We start from the raw sequence: 17865 nt of genomic DNA on the forward strand, positions 1-17865 counted from the left end.
AAGCCGGGACGACAATTATCGCTGGCCGGTCAAGGCCAGTCTGATCGCACCGGGAGGCCGTTATGACTGAAACTGAGCGATCCATTATCGTAGCCACAGATTTGAGTGCGCGCTGCGACCGGGCTGTTGACCGGGCTGTGATGCTGGGCAAACAGTTGCAGGCGCGCATACATGTCGTGCATGTGACCAAGCCGGTCACCTCCGTTACCGAGCAGGATGTCCGCGCGACGCTGGCCGATCCCGAAGAGGATGTGGATGTTCTGTTGCCGGTCGGTGCTGTGCCGCAGACCATTCTGCGCCTTGCCAATGAAAGCAGTGCCGATGCGATTATCACCAGCGTGGCGCGCTTTAACAGTGTTGAAGATTTCTTTCTCGGCACGGCGGTCGACCATCTGGTGCGCCGCTCGACTATTCCGGTGCTGGTGGCCAAGCAACGGCCGCACCGCTTTTATGAAAAATTGCTGATCGCTACCGACCTTTCGCCTCAATCGCGCAAGGCCTTTATCAAGGCGGCGGAGCTGTTTCCCGCAGCGGATCTGCACTTGCTGCACGCCATCCACATGCCGTTCGAAAGCTGGCTGCGGTCCGAGCATGATCGCGCGCAGGTTCGCGCCGATGCGCAGGCGAAGCTGGAAGAATTTCTCCAGCATCCTTCTATTCCTGAGGATATCGTCAAGCGGGCGACGATCAATCTTGGCGAAGGCAGCGCGGATGAAGTGGTCGGCAAGGCGATTGCAGAATGGCGGCCCGATCTGATCGTACTCGGCACCGAAGGAGCAGGCGGGGTCAAACGCGCCATGCTCGGCAGTACCGCATCGTCGCTGCTGAACTGGATTCCGACAGATACATTGGTAGTGCATAATTCCATGGATGACGGCGACGATGAAGCCTGAGGGGGCTCGTCCCTGGCATTCTCTGCCTCCCGAGGAGGCGCTTTCCGCTTTCCAGTCCTGCTCCTCCGGTCTCGATGAGCAGAATATTGAGACCCGGCGCGAGCAATACGGGCCGAACAGTCTGCCCGAACCGCCAAAGGTCAACCCGCTCAAACGTTTTCTGGCGCAATTCAATAATGCGCTGATTTATTTCCTGCTCGTTTCCGCTCTGGCGGCGCTGCTGCTCGATCATGTCGTGGATGCGGCGGTGATCCTGCTGGTGGTCGTGGTGAATGCCGTGGTCGGTTTTGTTCAGGAAGGCCGGGCGGAGAAAGCGTTGAGCGGGATGCGCAATCTGATTTCCCCGCATGCTTTCGTGTTACGCAACGGCCATCGCCATTCCATTGCTGTGGAAGAGGTTGTGCCCGGCGATCTGGTGTTGCTCGATCCCGGTGACCGTGTGCCGGCCGATCTGCGCCTGCTGCGCGCGCGCGGCCTTGCGATAGAGGAAGCCATGCTGACCGGAGAATCGGTTGCTGCGGAAAAGGCCGTGGCGCCGGTCTCTCCCGACGCGCCTCTGGCCGAGCGGGCCTGCATGGCTTTTTCCGGAACGCTGGTCACGAAAGGGCAGGCCACCGGCCTGGTTGTGGCCACCGGAAGTGAAACGGAGATCGGTAAAATCAGCGGCATGCTGGGCAGTGTGACCCATCTGGTTACACCGCTGCTGCGCCAGATAGACCGGTTCGCCCATTGGCTGACTTTCGTGATCCTTGGATGCGGGGCTGCGCTTTTTGCCTTTGCTGTGATGGTGAGAGATTTTGCCTGGGACGATGCACTGATTGCGGTGGTGGCGGTGTCTGTCGGTGCCATTCCCGAAGGTTTGCCTGCCGTTATCACGATCACGCTGGCCATCGGGGTGCAGCGTATGGCCGGGCGCAAAGCGGTGATCCGCAAATTGCCTGCGGTCGAAACGCTTGGCGCGACCTCCGTGATTTGTACCGACAAGACCGGCACGCTGACCCGCAATGAAATGACCGTTCGCCATATTATGACAGGCGAACGTGAACTGCTGGCGGAGGGTACCGGATATGACCCTGCGGGCACTCTCAGCGCTACGGATGGCGGAGACGATATGTCTGCTCAGGAAGCTGCGCAGACGATCATTCGCTGTGGAATCTTGTGCAACGATGCGCATTTGAAAGAGGTGGACGGCAACTGGGCTGTCGCCGGCGATCCGATGGAAGGGGCTCTGATTTCACTCGGTCGCAAAGCCGGTTTCGATGTCGAAGCCTTGCGGCAGGAATGGTTGCGGATTGACGAGGTTCCGTTCGATGCCGCCTATCGTTTCATGGCTACGCTGCATCGCGCGCCCGACGGGACGCATGTGATTTTCCTTAAAGGGGCGCCCGAAGCCCTGCTCTCGCGGGCCTGCGATGCAGATCGGGAAAGGGACTGGAACGATTTTGTCCATCGCTCGGCCAGTGAGGGGGAAAGGCTGCTCGGTTTTGCCATGCTGGAGCTGCCCGGCGCGCAGGAGCGGATCAGTTTCGAGGATCTGGAAGGTCTGCACATGCTGGGGCTGATGGGATTTGTCGATCCGCCGCGCGAAGAAGCCAGACGGGCGATTGCCGAATGCCGCTCGGCCGGGATTGCGGTGAAAATGATTACCGGCGACCATGTAGCGACAGCCAAAGCCATCGCCCGGCAGCTCGATCTGGCGGACGATCCTCAGGCCATGACCGGGGCGGAGCTGGAGCAGCTTTCCGATGCCGAACTGGAACAGGTCGTTCCCTCCATTTCCGTCTTTGCCCGCGCCAGCCCCGAGCATAAATTACGTATTGTGCAGGCTTTGCAGACCCGCGGCGAAATCGTTGCCATGACCGGGGACGGGGTCAATGATGCACCCTCGCTGAAACAGGCCGATGTCGGCACGGCGATGGGTGTCGGCGGCACCGAAGTGGCGCGCGAGGCGGCGGAAATGGTGCTGCTGGACGATAATTTCGCTTCCATTGTCGCTGCGGTAAATGAAGGGCGCACGGTCTATGACAATATCCGCAAGGTGATTGCCTGGACATTGCCGACCAATGGCGGGGAGGGGATCACCATCGTGCTGGCGATTCTGGCCGGTTTCACCCTGCCGATGACAGCCACGCAGATCCTCTGGATCAATCTCGTTACCGCGATTTCGCTCGGGCTGGCGCTGGCTTTCGAACCGCCCGAACCCGGCGTGATGGCGCGGCCGCCGCGAAGGCGCGATACGCCACTGCTTTCGCCCTTTCTGGTCTGGCGGGTTCTGCTGGTGTCAGCGCTGTTCGCCGGTGTGGCGCTGGCGATTTATTTCGGAGCGCTGGCCATGGGCGACGATCTGGCCACGGCCAGGACCATGGTGGTCAATATGCTGGTGGTGGCGGAGATTTTCTATCTGTTCAATGTCCGCTACCTGCATGTCGCATCGCTGAGCCTGCGCGGTATAGTGGGGACGCCTGCGGTCTTGCTGGCTCTGGCCTTTGTTATCGCGATGCAACTGGCCTTTACCTATCTGCCTTTCATGCAGGCCGTTTTCGATACGCGGCCGCTGAACTGGATTCAGGGAAGTCTGATTATTGGCGCAGGCATTGTTCTGTTTGCCTTTCTGGAAGCGGAGAAGTTGCTGATGCGTCATCTCGGCCATATTGAAGATGTCGCGCTGCCTGACAGTGATAAAATTTCCAGCACTTATTGATCGGATATTTCGCAGAACGCATATCTCGGTCTATCGCTTTCTATTGAAAGATCGCTGGCATTCATTCGTTCGAATTGGCAAAGCTTCGATAATATATTCGGAGGTGAAATGAGCGCGAAACTGATTGATCGAATTCTTTCCCGTATTGTGAAGAAAGGCCGCCTGGTTCTGCGCCATGCCGATGGCCGGGTGGTGGATTTCGGCCGCGAAGTGCCCGGTTACCCCGATCTTGTTATCCGCTTCACCGATGAACATGTCACACGCGATCTGATCCGCGATCCCCGTCTCGGCGCGGGCGAATGCTACATGGATGGCCGTATCGTTATCGAAGTGGGCGAAGTGATGGATTTCGTCCAGCTTATCCAGTCCAACGCACGATGGGAAAAGAGGGGCCGGCTGAACGCTCCCACTATTTTCAGCAAAATGCGCCACCGGGCTTCCTATCTTGCCCATTCCTTCAACAATGCGGCCAGTTCACGCCGCAATGTTTCGCATCATTACGATGTGGGCAACGATCTCTACGAGCTGATGCTCGATAGCGGTTATATGCAATATAGCTGCGGCTACTGGCCGAGCGACGATATCTCGCTGGAAGAGGCGCAGGTTGCCAAGCTCGCCCATATCGCTGCCAAACTGGCTCTGGAGCCGGGGCAGCGCGTGCTCGATATCGGCTGTGGCTGGGGCGGCATGGCGATCTATCTTGCCGAACATCACGATGTTGAAGTGCTGGGCATTACACTGAGCAGCGAACAGCTCGCTCTGGCGCGGCAGCGAGCTGAAAAAGCCGGTGTGGCGGATCGTGTGCAGTTCGAACTGATCGATTATCGCGATCTGGCCCGCCGGGGTCTTTCCTATGACCGGATCGTATCTGTGGGCATGTTCGAACATGTCGGAACGCCGCAATTTGACGGGTTCTTCCGCGCCTGCGCCAATCTCCTCAGTGAGGAAGGGGTGATGCTGCTCCACACGATCGGCCGGATGGGCGGTCCGGGCCGGACCGATGCCTTTACCGATAAATATATCTTCCCCGGTGGCTATATTCCGGCGCTGAGCGAAACGGTGGCATCGAGCGAGAAATCGCGCCTCATCGCCAGCGATGTGGAGACGCTTCGGCTCCATTACGCGAAGACGCTGCGCGAATGGTACAAACGCTGCATGGAGAACCGCGAAGCGATCATCGGCATGTATGATGAACGGTTTTTCCGCATGTGGACATTCTATCTGTCCGGCGCGACGGCGGCTTTTGAAAGCGGGGGCATGTGCAATTATCAGATCCAGTATGTCCGGGATCGTCATGCCTTGCCGCTGACCCGTAATTACATGCTCGATAAATAGGAAACAGGTGCCGGATTGCGATCCGGCACACTCTGTCGTCCGATACAATTATCGATATTCTGTAACCTATTGGCCATTTAACTTTGCAGTTGCAGCATTACACTATTGGATAAATGGCTGAGCCTGCTATCCGCGCAATGTGTTGATCGAAAAAAGAATCCCGCCCTTTGCAACCACGTTCGGCCTGATATTTACTCTGGCCTGCACGGCATGCACCACACCTGTTCAGGATGGCAGGGACTTTGCTTTCACTCTGTCTGCACCGGTTAAGGCCGATCCGCAGGATTCCGGGCAAGACACACAGGCGCTTGCCCATTGGTGGCGCAGCTTCAACGATCCGGTCCTGACCGGGCTGATCGAACAGGGGCAGGCCAACAATGCCGATATCGCCCGCGCACAGCGGGATTATCGTCAGGCACTGGCCGATATCGGAGATGGTTCGGACAAGGGCGGCCTGTCCGCGCTGTTCGGTAAGGGCGCTCGCGGAGATGAAGCCGGCAAGGCCCGGCTATCGGCGATGCAATATCGCAAAGGCGATGCCGAAGCCCGAATCGCGGCAGAAATCGCGCTGGCCTATATTGCGGTGCGCGAACAGCAACTGGTCCATAACAGTGTAAAATCCCGTCTGGAAAGCCAGCAGGATAATCGCGAAGTCGCCGCTTATCGCCGGGAAGCGGGCCTTGCCCGCGCCTATGACGAAGATCTGGCACGTGTCCAGCATGCCCAGACATGGACCACGCTGGGGCAGATCGAAGCGGAATTGCAGGAGCGGATCATTACGCTCGCGCAACTTGTCGGGATTACGCCCGATGAACTGGCGGATCGTATCGGTGCGCAGGGGCTCATTCCCTATGGCGATACGCTGCTGGGCAATGATGAGGCCGATTATCTGCCCTGGCGCCGGGCCGATCTGCGTGAGGCTGAGCGCACTTTGTCGGCAGAGCTGATCGATGCCGGTATCGGCCGCGATCAGGTGGAAGCCGCTCTGGCTGCACAAAAGGCAGGCTCCGCTGCGCAATTCCCTGCCGAACTGGCCGATGCGTTGAAAACCTATCAGGGGGCGGTGCAGAAAGCGCGCAACGAGGTCGAACATTCGCGCCAGATATTGCAATCTGCCATAGCACAGGCCGATGCTCTGACCGATGCGCGCCAGTCCGCAGAAGCGGCGATCAAGGATGCCAAGCTGGCCTATAATAACGGTTATGGCGATTTCGCGCGGATCTATGTGGCGGAAGATGCGCTGGGATCGGTGCAGCGCTCGCTGGCTCATGCTGAAGCGCAGCGGGCCGCCGCCATGGTGAATTTCTACACCGCGCTGGGCGGCGGGTGGGACAGTCCCGCGCCCGCTCAGCCGTCTGTAACGCCACCGGCTACGCCGACAGCGGACACTATGACAAAGGGCGCTTCATCCGATGATTGATACAGGCTCGCCTGACAATCTCGACGATCTGCTCGATGCGCGTCCGGCCACCAGCCGCCAGCGCAAGATTATCTGGGCTATCGTCGTGGTGGCGGTTGCGGTGCTGGCATTTCTGATGCTGCGCTTTTTCACCGGCCATGACACGCCTTATATCCTGCACAAGCTCGAACGCGGCACCTTGCAACCTCAGCTTACCGCTACCGGCACGGTGCATGCTGTGGGCGAATTGCAGGTCCGGGCACCTTTTGCAGGCCTTGTGAGCGATGTGCTGCCGGGCAATCCGAAGCGGGTGACAAAAGGTCAGTTTCTCGCGCGGATGGATGCCGGCGAATTGCAGGCCCGGCTTGAAGAACTGAAAGGCCGGACGGATACCGCAAAGGCGGCGGTCGAGACCGCAACGGCGGCCCTGTCCGAAGCGCAGGCCCAGCTTTCCCGGATGGAGCGCGTCTATCGCGAATCCGACGGGCGTGTGCCGTCGCGCGGAGAATTGGAAGTGGCGCGTGCGGAAGTAACCAAACGTAAATCGGAAGTGGATCTGGCGCGTAGCCAGATGGCGGAAGCCGAGGGCGATCTTTCGGCCACGCGCAAGCGTATCGCCGCCAGCATTATCCGTTCACCGGTGAGTGGCTTCCTGATTACCAAACAGGCGCATCCCGGCTATGTCGCTACAGCGCCGGGCGATGTCCTCTTTGTCATCGCCTCAAATATGGAACAGCTCGAAATTCCGATTACGGCGGAAGATACGGTCGTCGAAGGGCTGAATCGCGGGGCGCCGGCCAAAATCAGGCTCGATACGCTGCCCGATGAAGATTTCACCGGCGAAGTGAAACGGATCACGCCCGAACCGAGCAAGGGCAACGATACGGATATTTCCGCGCAGCAACTGATCGTTGCGGTCAATAATCAGAGGCTGGCGGTCAATCCGGGGATGAAAGCTTCTGTGTCGGTCGATCTGCCACCTCGCGAGAATGTCTTTCTGGTGCCCAACGGTGCTTTCCATGTCGATCCGGCGACCGAGCGCCCGGTTGCCGAAGCGCAGGTGGGACATGCCACGATTTTCCTGCTTAACGGAGACGATGCAGTGAAGCCGGTGGATGTGGTTGTGGGGGCCAGCGACGGGCAGTTTACGGAAGTTCGTTCGCCTCGTCTGTCATCCGGCGATCTGGTAATTTCCGGCTGGCGTTCGGCACCGGCTGACGAAACATCTGAAACCGGCGGGAACGCGAACTGAGCCTGAAGCGTCTTCCCCTCAGGCCGCCAATGCCTCCAAGGAGACGAAAGCTGACTGAAACATCTCAATTTACCCGGCGAAGTGCTTGCGCACTTTTCGCCAGTCTTGCTGCATGTGCGTCTTTTTCACCGCTTATGGCTCAAACCGGCCGCCTCGGCCCGCCGGAAAAATTTTCCTGGGACAGGCTGAAAAAGCGCGCCCGCGATCTGGCCCGGCAGGCCTATGCGGGACAGACAAAAGCCGAAGTCATGGCCAGCGATTTCGACGAATATGTCAAGCTGAGCTATGGTGAGGCCGAAGCGATAGAAGGCTCGGTGCGCCTCTTTCCTGCCGCTCGCACAGTGGCTGAACACCCGGTTGCCATGCATATTCTGGAAAATGGCAAAGCGCGTCTGATCGAGGATACGAGCAGCCTGTTCATCGGCGGCAAGGATGCCGATGCGGCCGGTTTCCGCGTGATGGACAGCAGCGGAGAGCGCGACTGGCTCGCTTATCTCGGGGCTTCCTATTTCCGCGCTTCGGGTTCGCGGGGGCAATATGGCCTTTCGGCCCGAGCCATCGCCGTGAATATCGGCCTGAGCGAAGCCGAAGAGTTCCCCGATTTTACCGATTTCTGGATCGAACGTGTGGGGGAAGAGCATTTTATCATCTATGCGTTGCTCAACGGGCCGAGCGTGACCGGTGCCTATCGGTTCGACAGCCAGATGGGGCAAACCGGGGTGACGCAGGATATCCGTGCCGCTCTGTTTTTCCGCAAGGATATCAAGCGCCTCGGCATCGCTCCCGAAACCAGCATGTTCTGGTACGATCAGTCCGACGACCACCGGGACAGCGACTGGCGCCCCGAAATCCATGATTCCGACGGTCTGGCAATCTGGAGCGGGACGGGTGAAAGGATCTGGCGCCCGCTCGCCAATCCCGATCATCCTCGGGTCAACACGTTCCAGACGCAAAGCCCGAAAGGCTTCGGCCTGCTTCAGCGTGACCAGAAGTTCGATCATTATCAGGATGACAGCGTCTTTTATGATCGTCGGCCTAATCTCTGGGTCACGCCGCAGGGTGACTGGGGGGCAGGCGAAGTCATGCTCTATGAAATGCCGACAGACCGGGAAACGACCGATAATATCGGGGCCTTCTGGACGCCGAAGGAGCCGGCCAGGGCCGGCGGCAGCATGGAGCTTGCCTATAGCCTCCACTGGACATCCGAGGACCCGACAAAGAATGTCGTGGCGCGCAATGTCGATTTCTTTATCGGTCCGGCCGGCATTCCCGGCAAGAAGGTGATCGCCGGGGCGAGCAAATATGTCTTCGATTTCGAAGGAGAAAGCCTTGCCGGGCTCGACCGCGAAAGCGGGGTGGAAATCGTGACCAACCTGCCGGAAGACGCTGTTCTGTCCTCCAGCGCCTATCCTGTGGTCGATCAGCCCAATCGCTGGCGGGCCATGCTGGATATCCGCGATAATCTGACCGAGCCGCTCGATTGCCGCCTGTTTTTGCAGCGCGGTTCCGACGCTTTGACCGAGACTGTCATCACATCGCTGCAAGCATGAGAGATATGCCCGCCAATCTGCCGGAAGAAGCTCCTCTTGAAATGACCTTGCAGAAGCTGGAGGGCAATCCCCCCGGCTCGATCGAGGTCAAGACGACGCCGCAGGGCCTGCTGGGCAAACGTTTACTGCTTATCGCGGCAACCGGCGTGCTCGGCATGGCGGCCTCAACCGAAGTGCGCTTCGCCTTTTCGCGCGACGGGCTGGATTTCATCGAAATCCTGCTGCTGCTGCTTTTCGTGCCACTCTTTTGCTGGATTGCCTTCGGCTTCGTCAGTTCGACCATCGGTTTTATCAAGTTGATGGTCGGGGGGCATCCGGGCTTTACCGCGATCACCGGATCGATCCGCGATCTGGATAATCGCACGGCGGTGCTGATGCCGGTCTATAATGAAGGCGTGGACGCGGTGATGGGCCGGGTGGAAGCCATGGCCACATCCATCGCGGCGGCCGGTGTTGGCAAACATGTCGATTTCTTCATTCTCAGCGATTCCAATCCCGAACACGGGAAGGAAGAATGGGCGGCATGGGAAAAAATCGCGCGCGAGGCGCCGATCAATGTTTATTATCGCCGCCGTGAGAAGAATATCGCCCGCAAACCGGGCAATATTTCCGAATGGCTGGAGCGTTTCGGCAGCGCTTATGAATATATGGTCATCCTCGATGCCGACAGTCTGATGAGTGGCGATGCCATTCACGGCATGATTTCCATCATGGAACAGCGCCCCTCTATCGGCCTGCTTCAGACCGTGCCGATGACGATCAATGCCCGAACCGTTTTCCAGCGCTGGATGCAATTTGCCGGTTATGCTTACGGGCCGATCGCTTCTGCCGGGCTGCTCTGGTGGTCGGGATCGGAAGCCAATTTCTGGGGCCATAATGCCATTGTCCGGGTGAAGGCTTTTGCCGAGAGCTGCGGTCTGCCGCAACTGGGCGGAGCGCCGCCTTTCGGCGGGCATATTCTCAGCCACGATATGGTGGAATCGGCACTGCTGCGCCGCCGGGGCTGGGCTGTCCATATGCTGATGATCGATGGCAGTTATGAGGAGTTTCCCCCGACCATTGTCGATCACGCCATTCGCGACCGGCGCTGGATGCAGGGCAATCTCCAGCATTTGCGTCTGCTCGATGCCCCGGGGCTGCACTGGACGAGCCGGATGCATCTGCTGATCGGGGCTTCGGCCTATCTCACATCGCCCGCCTGGCTGGTGCTGATTATAACGGCCATCGCGCAAGCGGGCTTTCAGGGCCATAACCCGATCACCGAGACCACGCCGCCGAGTGTTTTGTGGCTCACCATCCTGTTGTTGTTCGGCCCCAAATTCATGGGCCTGACATGGTTGCTGTCCAGACGCGAGCGGCGCGAGCGTTATGGCGGTACATGGTCGGTCATCAAATCGGTATTGCTGGAAATTCCGCTCGCCGTGCTGCTGGCTCCCGTTACTATGGTCAATCAGCTTCTGGCCCTGGGTGAGATATTGCTCGGGCGGTCGTCGGGCTGGAATGCCCAGTCGCGCGAAGCGAAAGGGCTGACGGTGCGCGATGTGCTGCCCAATCTCAAACCGCATATCCTGCTGGGTGTATTGTTTGCAGCTACGGTGTTCATCGATCCGATCACCGCCGCCTGGCTTTCGCCGCTGACTATCGGCCTGCTGACCGCTCCATGGCTGGTCAGTCTGACATCGCGCACCGGTGCGGGTGCGGTGCTGGGTCGCAATGGCTATTTCAAGGTGCCGCCGCCGATCAATGTGGGCCGGGTGCCCAGTGAACTGGTCTGAACGAAAAACCCCTCCCCGGAACGGGTCCGGGGAGGGGTTTTCTTCGGCCTTGCTGAATGACAGTCAGGCCGGTGTTTTTTCCCCGCGCAGATGAGCGGTTTCCTCACCCGTGCTCCTGGGCCCGGTATTGCGGCTGACCAGCCCGCCGCCCATTTTCGCGGCATCGCGAATAAAGGGTTCGGGATCGCCTTCGCGCAATTCGAGACCGAAGAGCGGGGACATGCCTTCATGACGGCCCAGTCCGCCGAACAGATCGAAGCCGCGATCGATCCAGTCGCGCAGCGGATCGTCTTCGGTTAGCACAGGCGTATCGGCTACCGAGGCGCAGAACAGGAACACCGCCAGCAAGCGGTAATCGGCATAATTCGGGCTGTCGCCGCCGAACCATTTGTGGTTGCGCAAAGTGGTGCGCAGGATTTCCAGTTGCGGCGGAACCTGCGGCAGACGGTCTTCGCGCCCGATAATGATGTCTTCGATCTTATTGCCGAACATACGTTCGCGGCTTTCGGTCACATAGGCGTGATCCTCGGGCACTGAACGGTCGCGATAGGATTTGATGAAACAGGTCATCCATGGGCTGATAGCGGTTTTCCACAGCCAGTTTTCCAGCGTCTGGGTGAGAACCTTTTCGCTTTCGCTGCCGATCAGCCGCGGCCGGTCAGGATAAGTCTCGTCGAGATATTCGGCAATCAGCCAGCTATCGAGCACCCATTTGCCATCGTCCTGAATGGCGGGAAGCCTTTCGGTATGGCCACCGGTCCGGTCCATGATTCCGGTGAAGCCACCGGGGACAATGTCAAGATCGAAGCCCTTGTGTTTGAGGGCATATTTGGTCGCCCAGACAAAGGGGCTGATCGTGCAGCCACTGGCAAGCTGGAGATCGTAGAAGGTAATAGTGTTGTTTTGAGCCACGGCATCCTCTTTTGCTGCGATGGTTTTGGTTGCCCTGTGCATAGGGCGATGTTGGCAAAGGTGCCAGACTCTTTCTGGAAAAGTCCGGTCATAATCAAATTAAGCCAAAAATTACGTCGCTGACGGTCTGTTTTTCCGAAGCGATTTACGGCACGGGCCGCGACCCGGATTTTTCAACCACCGGCGCAGCAGCCCGCCAGCGCATAAAAAATACCATGCTGGACGGCGGCGCGGCTGACTGCTGCGATGCCGGAACATTCCAATCATAGGAGTTTCCAGCATGGTAAAGAAAGCAACACGCATTTCGCGGTTTGTGGCGGGTTTTGAAGGATGCAGGTTTCAACGTGTCGGTCATTGCAGCCTCGCGCATTCCACGCGGATATGCTGCGGCGGCCAAGAACGACCGGCTGGATGCGGTGAAGCTGGCGACGTACTATGCGCGAGGACTGTTGCGCCCGATTGCGATCCCGTCAGTCGAACAAGAGGGCTACCGAGCGTTGGTACGTTGCCGCAAACGGATCGCGGAGAGCCGGGGCAAGATCAAACAGAAGATCAAGGGCTTCTTGCGGGCGTCTGGCCTTGATGAACCACACAGCATCCAAGAGTGGTCCCTAGCAGCATCCGCCGACTGACGGCGCTGGATGTGCCGCCACAGCACCACATGGCTCTTGCCTCCATGGTGCGCGAGTATCTGTTTTTGCTATCAGAAGACAAATGCTGCGCGCGGGGTCCGGTCGGCATAACCGACCGTAAAAAAGGGCAGCATCCCCATCAACCAGCGCGTACCGAAAGAGGAACTTGGTGACCTTACATCATCATGTCAGGCACGAATAAGAAAAGGCTTACGCAGCTCGGTGAACAGTGTTGGTTCGGCCTCCGAACTCGGTGCCTTTGACAGACACCGTGAGCTTTGCTGCGGCCAATGCCCAATGTCTCAGATGCGGACAAACCTGCCGTTCACAAATGTTGCTGTTTTAGGAATTGCCGCAGGAGGTTTACGAATTCCGAACGAGCGTCGATATGAACAGAGTGACCAGCCTTCAGCTGGGCGAAGGCTGCGGCATCCCGCTTCTCCGCCATTGCCCTCAATTCTCCCGCGTCGCTGACACGGCTTTCACCGCCGGAAACGACCAGGGCGGGGCAGCGACTTTGCAGCCAGACATTCCAGTGGTCGCCATTGGTTGCCTGTTCCGACTCCAGAAATTCGGCCGGATCGAAATTGAGCGTCCATCCATCCTTCACGCGGCAGATGGAGTTCTGCAGATAGGGGGAAAGTCGCGGGCCAAGCCGTTCCTCCAACGCTTCGCGCAGTCGGAAGGTGCCGCTCCAATTCGTGACAAAGGGTGCGGAATCATCCTGCATATTCACGCCGATGTCTTCGATGATCATCGCGGCAACCCGATCCGGGTGCACTGCCGCAAGATGATAGGCGACGATCCCGCCGAACGAGTGCCCCAGCACCGGAACCGGTTCGGTGATGGACAGGTGCTCCAGAAGCGCGACCGCATCGCCGATGTAGGCGGCCATGTGATGAGCGGCCCCGTGGTCGGTTTCCCCGAAGCCACGCTGGTCGAGAGCGATGACGCGCCACTCGGGCGAGAGATCGTTCGCAACCTCCGCGAAATCTGAAGCTCCCATCCAGTGGCCATGAAGCGCCAGCAAGGGTTTGCCGTCGCCGCCCGCGTCGAGGAAGGAGAAGACCACGCCATCGTGCTCAAAGCTATGTCTTCGCATAATATTCACCTTTCGTTCCGGCCGTGCATAGCGACCGTATTCAGGTGGGGCAACGTCGTGCATCGGCTCACTGCCGACATTGGCAGAGAGGCTTTGCACTCGCAGAATCGCTAGACCGGCTTGACAGTCGTCCGCATAAGAAAGGCCCCGGATCGCTCCGGAGCCTTTCATTGTCTCTATGGGCGGAAAAATCCGCAGGCCGGGGGAAAAACTCAGCTCGCCTTGGCGACCTGCTTGTCTTCCATCAACTGGGCCAGCTCGCCGGCTTCGAACATTTCCATCATGATGTCGCTGCCACCGACAAATTCGCCCTTCACATAAAGCTGGGGGATGGTCGGCCAGTCGGAATAGGTTTTGATGCCCTGACGGATTTCCATGTCCTGCAACACGTCGACACTGTCATAAGCCACGCCGCAATGGTCGAGAATCGCCACCGCACGGCTCGAAAAGCCGCATTGCGGGAAGAGCGGCGTGCCCTTCATGAACAGAACGACATCATTGTCGCCGACGATCTTGGAAATGCGCTCGTTAATATCCGACATCAAAATAACCCGATTAGAATTCTGTGTGTGGCTGTCAGTTGGGAACGACAGTGGTCAGTTGCAAGGCATGAAGTTCACCACCCATGCGCCCGCCCAGCGCATCGAAGACCATCTTGTGCTGCTGGACGCGGTTTTTTCCGGCAAAGGCAGGAGAACTGACGCGTGCGGCATAATGGTCTCCGTCACCGGCGAGATCCTGAATCTCGACATTCGCATCGGGAAGGGCGGCCTTGATAAGGGCTTCGATTTCAGCGGCGGGCATGGCCATGGGTCAATGCTCCTGCAAAATAAGGGAAGGGGTATTCAGAGTTTGTCGAGCAACTGGCGGCGGGCTTCGATTGCCTTTTCTTCCAGTGCTTTGCGAACCTGCGCTTCATCGATATCGACACCGGCCGCAGTGAGATCGCCCAGCAGCTTGCGGACCACGTCTTCGTCTCCGGCTTCCTCGAAATCGGCCTGCACCACCGCTTTGGCATAGGCTTCGGTTTCTTCGGCGGTAAGGCTCATTTTTTCGGCGGCCCACTGGCCCAGCAGGCGGTTCCGGCGGGCGGCAATGCGAAAAGCATTTTCATTGTCGAATGCGAATTTCGCTTCCTCGGCGCGCTCACGATCGTTGAAATCTGTCATTCTATCCTCTCAGGCAGATAATCGCGTATAAGATGGTGCGGCGCCGCTCAGGCGGCAAGACCCGTGCCTTTGGCGTACCAGGGCATCGCGTCCTTTTGCCGGGCTTCATAGGTATCGATAGACGCATTGCGGGCCAGTGTCAGGCCCACTTCGTCGAGACCTTTCAGCAGGCAATCCTTGCGGAAGGGATCGATATCGAATGTAAACCGGTCCTGAAACGGCGTGGTCACGGTCTGGTTTTCGAGATCGATCGAAACCGGATCGGTCTGCGCCACTTCCATCAGGCGGTCGATCTGTTCCTGAGGCAGAACCACGGTCAGAATGCCGTTCTTGAACGCATTGCCGGAGAAAATATCGGAAAAGCTCGGTGCGATCACGGCTTTGACGCCCATATCCAGCAGCGCCCAGGCCGCATGTTCGCGGCTCGATCCGCAGCCGAAATTATCCCCCGCAATCAATATCGGAGCGCCCATATATTCGGGCTGATCGAAAATATTTCCTTCTTCGGCGCGCACGGCTTCGAATGCACCTTCGCCCAGACCTTCGCGGCTGATCGTTTTGAGCCATTTGGCCGGAATAATCAGGTCGGTATCGACGTTTTTCTGGCCGAAGGGAATCGCGCGGCCATCAATTTCCTGGACAGCTTCCATCAATCGGTCTCCGGATTTTCGCCATGCGGCCCCATCAGCCGGGGTGCTTTCTTTTCCTTACGTCGGGACGCATAGAGAAGGGCGGCGGCGATGGCAGCAGAACCGATCGCGCCCGCCAGTGCAGCGGTGCCGGTGAAGCCGGATGGAATCTTCTTGGTCATGGGAGCGTCAATGCGCCCGCTCATCGCCGGAGGCAAGGGGTAAGCCGCGCAATTCATCCAGCTTTTGCCAAAGCTTTTCTTTCTCACCCCTTGGCATGGCGGCATAGGCCGGACTGGAAGAGGGCAGGGCCAGCAGATGATAGGGTTCGCCGTCGAGCAAGTTCATGCCGATTTTGGCCGATTTGGCTCCGTTAAAGGCGATGGCGCGCAGATCGGGAAGGCTATGGGCGAGTTCGCGCAGCGAATTATGCGCAACGTCGCGAATGGCTGTGTCGAGGCTCCCCTGTCGGGTGGCCGAAGCGACGACATCCCACAGGCCGATTTTTTCGGCGAGCAGCGTTTCCAGCCGAGTCTTGTAATCCATCGCTGTCAGGTCGCGCCCGATAGCCTGTCCGGTCAGATGCCAGAACAGATTGCGCGGATGGGCATAATAACGCTGCGCTTGCAGCGAGGCTTCGCCGGGCAGGCTGCCCAGGATCAGCAGCCGCGTATCGGGTGCGACGACAGGTGCGAAAGAGGATTTGCGTATCGTCATGTCAGGACGCGCCGCACAACTGTGCAGCGCGCCATATCGGTTAAAGAGTTTGTTTTAACTAACCAGATCACGCACATCGGTCAGCTTGCCGGTCACCGCTGCCGCGGCGGCCATGGCCGGAGATACCAGATGGGTCCGGGCGCCGGGGCCTTGCCGGCCGACGAAATTGCGGTTGCTGGTCGAAGCGCAGCGTTCGCCTGCGGGAACCTTGTCCGGATTCATCCCGAGACAGGCGGAACAGCCCGGTTCGCGCCATTCGAGACCGGCCTCGGTAAAAATCCTGTCGAGCCCTTCGGCTTCGGCCTGTTCCTTCACCAGACCCGATCCGGGTACCACAATGGCCCATTTGACATTATCGGCCTTTTTGCGCCCTTTCAGGATCGCGGCGGCTTCGCGCAGATCTTCGATCCGGCTATTGGTGCAACTGCCGATGAAGATGTTCTCGATCTCGACTTCATCCATGCGCTGCCCCGGTTCGAGCCCCATATAATCGAGGCTCTTGCGCGCGGCATTCTGCTTGGAGGGATCGGGAAAGCTTTCCGGCGCGGGAACGATACCGCCAATCGGCACGACATCTTCGGGGCTGGTGCCCCAGGTAACGGTCGGCTGCACATCGCCGGCATTGATCGTCACCGATTTGTCGAAAGTGGCGCCTTCATCGGTTTTGAGTGTGCGCCAATATTCGACCGCACGCTCCCAGTCTTCGCCCTTCGGTGAAAAGTGGCGCCCCTTGAGATAGGCAAAGGTCTTGTCATCGGGCGCGACCAGACCGGCGCGTGCGCCGCCTTCGATGGACATGTTGCAAACGGTCAGCCGGCCTTCGACGCTCATTTCCTCGAACACCTTGCCGCGATATTCGATCACATAGCCAGTGCCGCCGGCCGTGCCGATCGTGCCGACAATATGCAGGATGAGATCCTTAGCCGTGACGCCCGGATTGAGCGTGCCTTCGACCCGCACTTCCATCGTCTTCGACTGTTTCAGCAGCAAAGTCTGGGTCGCCATGACATGTTCGACTTCGCTGGTGCCGATTCCGAAAGCGAGCGCGCCAACCCCGCCATGGGCGGCCGTATGGCTGTCTCCGCACACGATGGTCGCACCGGGCAGAGAGAAGCCCTGTTCGGGGCCGACCACATGGACGATGCCCTGTTCGCGCGCGGTCGCGCCGAAATAGCGGACGCCGAATTCAGCGACATTGGCTTCGAGTGCGGCAAGCTGCTGCGCGCTTTGCGGATCGGCAATCGGCAGGCGGTTGCCATTTTCATCGAGCCGTGCAGTGGTAGGCAGATTGTGATCGGGCACGGCGAGCGTCAGTTCGGGCCGGCGCAGCTTGCGCCCGGCAAGGCGCAGCGCCTCGAACGCCTGCGGGCTGGTCACTTCGTGAACCAGATGGCGATCGATAAAGATCAGGCAGGTGCCATCCTCGCGGCGTTCCACCACATGGGCATCCCAGATTTTTTCGTAAAGTGTGCGGGCTCTGTCAGACATGGCGCGTCGCCTAAGCCTACCGAACACGCATGGCAAGTCATCAAAATTTGTCACGTCCCAATCTTTTTCGACAGTGCTTGTCGGCATGTTTCGTTTCGTGCTGCCCGGCGCCGGGCTAATCCTGTCGGAAACGGCGCAGTTACGCTGCTGGTTTTTCCTAAATGCGATTGAGTCGCAAATTAAGTAATATTACTTCTTCCTGGGTAAATCTGTTGCGTGAATATTACTGGCAGGCTTTGCCTGTCTGATCGAGCTCGCGTGAGGAAAAAGTTAATTCGCGGGAGCGAGGCGCCCTGGCGTTTTGCCACAAG

At 58.7% G+C, this 17865-nt stretch carries 17 protein-coding genes; 8 read left to right on the forward strand and 9 right to left on the reverse strand.

Annotation, left to right across the window (positions count from 1 at the left end):
• Nucleotides 1–62: 62 nt before the first annotated feature.
• From D6851_RS00480 to mdoH, 7 genes are all read left to right on the forward strand, one after another.
• Nucleotides 63–893, forward strand: coding sequence for a universal stress protein (locus D6851_RS00480; protein ID WP_120322929.1), 831 nt, complete (start codon nt 63–65; stop codon nt 891–893).
• A complete protein-coding gene (locus D6851_RS00485; RefSeq protein ID WP_120322930.1) occupies nt 883–3594 on the forward strand; it encodes a cation-transporting P-type ATPase in 2712 nt (903 codons plus the stop codon). The genes D6851_RS00480 and D6851_RS00485 overlap by 11 nt, the downstream gene beginning before the upstream one ends.
• A 108-nt stretch (nt 3595–3702) precedes the next feature.
• Nucleotides 3703–4929, forward strand: a complete 1227-nt coding sequence (locus tag D6851_RS00490; RefSeq protein ID WP_120322931.1) for an SAM-dependent methyltransferase — start codon at nt 3703–3705, stop codon at nt 4927–4929.
• Between the two features lie 142 nt (nt 4930–5071).
• Entirely contained in the window at nt 5072–6349 is a 1278-nt protein-coding gene (locus D6851_RS00495; protein WP_147395395.1) for a TolC family protein, read from the forward strand.
• A complete protein-coding gene (locus D6851_RS00500; RefSeq protein WP_120322933.1) occupies nt 6342–7580 on the forward strand; it encodes an efflux RND transporter periplasmic adaptor subunit in 1239 nt (412 codons plus the stop codon). Before D6851_RS00495 ends, D6851_RS00500 begins: the two co-directional genes overlap by 8 nt.
• Nucleotides 7581–7714: 134 nt before the next feature.
• A complete protein-coding gene (locus D6851_RS00505; RefSeq protein WP_238473872.1) occupies nt 7715–9130 on the forward strand; it encodes a glucan biosynthesis protein D in 1416 nt (471 codons plus the stop codon).
• A gap of 5 nt (nt 9131–9135) precedes the next feature.
• A complete protein-coding gene (gene mdoH, locus D6851_RS00510; RefSeq protein WP_238473873.1) occupies nt 9136–10905 on the forward strand; it encodes a glucans biosynthesis glucosyltransferase MdoH in 1770 nt (589 codons plus the stop codon).
• 63 nt (nt 10906–10968) lie between these two features.
• Here mdoH and D6851_RS00515 read toward each other — a convergent pair whose 3' ends face one another.
• On the reverse strand, nt 10969–11817 hold the full coding sequence (locus tag D6851_RS00515) for a beta-etherase (protein WP_120323457.1): 849 nt from the start codon (nt 11815–11817) through the stop codon (nt 10969–10971).
• Between the two features lie 311 nt (nt 11818–12128).
• On the opposite strand from D6851_RS00515, the gene D6851_RS00520 reads away from it, so the two are divergent.
• The gene (locus tag D6851_RS00520) at nt 12129–12449 is read left to right on the forward strand and encodes an IS110 family transposase (protein WP_120322935.1); all 321 of its coding nucleotides are present in this window, start codon (nt 12129–12131) and stop codon (nt 12447–12449) included.
• Between the two features lie 325 nt (nt 12450–12774).
• Here D6851_RS00520 and D6851_RS00525 read toward each other — a convergent pair whose 3' ends face one another.
• The 8 genes from D6851_RS00525 to leuC form a co-directional block, all read right to left on the reverse strand.
• Nucleotides 12775–13614 carry an alpha/beta fold hydrolase gene (locus D6851_RS00525; RefSeq protein ID WP_210210302.1) on the reverse strand — a complete coding sequence of 280 codons (840 nt, stop codon included), beginning with the start codon at nt 13612–13614 and terminating at the stop codon, nt 12775–12777.
• Between the two features lie 149 nt (nt 13615–13763).
• The gene (gene grxD / locus D6851_RS00530) at nt 13764–14093 is read right to left on the reverse strand and encodes a Grx4 family monothiol glutaredoxin (protein WP_120322936.1); all 330 of its coding nucleotides are present in this window, start codon (nt 14091–14093) and stop codon (nt 13764–13766) included.
• A 34-nt stretch (nt 14094–14127) separates the two neighbouring features.
• On the reverse strand, nt 14128–14361 hold the full coding sequence (locus tag D6851_RS00535; protein WP_120322937.1) for a BolA family protein: 234 nt from the start codon (nt 14359–14361) through the stop codon (nt 14128–14130).
• A 35-nt stretch (nt 14362–14396) separates the two neighbouring features.
• Entirely contained in the window at nt 14397–14720 is a 324-nt protein-coding gene (locus tag D6851_RS00540; protein ID WP_120322938.1) for a DUF1476 domain-containing protein, read from the reverse strand.
• Between the two features lie 47 nt (nt 14721–14767).
• Nucleotides 14768–15370, reverse strand: a complete 603-nt coding sequence (gene leuD / locus D6851_RS00545; protein ID WP_120322939.1) for a 3-isopropylmalate dehydratase small subunit — start codon at nt 15368–15370, stop codon at nt 14768–14770.
• Complete coding sequence (locus D6851_RS00550; protein ID WP_120322940.1) at nt 15370–15531, reverse strand: isopropylmalate isomerase; 162 nt, start codon at nt 15529–15531, stop codon at nt 15370–15372. The genes leuD and D6851_RS00550 overlap by 1 nt, the downstream gene beginning before the upstream one ends.
• 7 nt (nt 15532–15538) lie before the next feature.
• Nucleotides 15539–16066, reverse strand: a complete 528-nt coding sequence (locus tag D6851_RS00555; RefSeq protein ID WP_120322941.1) for a DNA-deoxyinosine glycosylase — start codon at nt 16064–16066, stop codon at nt 15539–15541.
• 54 nt (nt 16067–16120) lie between these two features.
• Nucleotides 16121–17554: a 3-isopropylmalate dehydratase large subunit gene (gene leuC / locus D6851_RS00560; RefSeq protein WP_120322942.1), complete on the reverse strand. Its 1434-nt coding sequence runs from the start codon at nt 17552–17554 to the stop codon at nt 16121–16123.
• Nucleotides 17555–17865 lie beyond the last annotated feature (311 nt).

The sequence above is a fragment of the Altericroceibacterium spongiae genome (assembly GCF_003610805.1).
Classification (GTDB): Bacteria; Pseudomonadota; Alphaproteobacteria; order Sphingomonadales; family Sphingomonadaceae; genus Altericroceibacterium; species Altericroceibacterium spongiae.